We start from the raw sequence: 694 nt of genomic DNA on the forward strand, positions 1-694 counted from the left end.
GAAGGAGCATCCTTTTGGGCGCAAGTGTGCTCTAACCTGTCGAATCGTGGGGTCAAAGACGTCTTCATTGTCTGCTGTGATGGGCTCAAAGGCTTGCCTGAGGCAGTGGAGGCAACCTGGCCAGGATCGATGGTGCAAACCTGTATCGTGCACCTGATTCGTGCTGCCAACCGGTGGGTGGCCTACGGCGATCGCAAGGCCGTGTCGGCAGCATTGAAGAAGGTTTATACCGCCCCTGATGAATCCACTGCTGCAGCAGCACTGGCAGAATTCGCAGACTCTGCGCTGGGTGAGAAATACCCCAGGTCTGTGAAGGTCTGGCAAGACGCGTGGGAGCGGTTCGTGCCGTTCTTGCAGTTTCCGCCGGCTGCGAGGAAGGTTATCTATACGACGAACTCTATTGAGTCGTTTAACAATGAGCTGCGCAAAGCCACTCGTAATCGGGTGCAGTTCACCAATGATGAGTCGGCGTTGAAGACATTGTGGTTGATGATCTGCAATATTGAAGACAAACGCGCAGCTAAACGCGCTAAAGAAGGTAAACGAGCCGCCGCTTCAGCTAGCCGGCTCGTTGAAGGCGGAAAGGTTTCAGGGTGGAAACAAGCCATCAACCAAATGGCCGTGGCCTACCCCGACCGCTTCGACCAATACCTCTAAGAAATCAAGCCCCACACACAATCAACTTGACACGCTC

At 54.3% G+C, this 694-nt stretch carries 1 protein-coding gene; it reads left to right on the top strand.

Translation table 11 applies throughout. From position 1 onward, the window contains the following. Positions 1 to 657 (top strand): IS256 family transposase (locus tag ABJ196_RS12640; RefSeq protein ID WP_347307585.1); only part of this gene is annotated, 657 nt, incomplete at its 5' end. Positions 658 to 694 lie beyond the last annotated feature (37 nt).

The sequence above is a fragment of the Corynebacterium sp. SA-MJD20WY100 genome (genome assembly GCF_039822565.1).
GTDB lineage: Bacteria > Actinomycetota > Actinomycetes > Mycobacteriales > Mycobacteriaceae > Corynebacterium > Corynebacterium phoceense_A.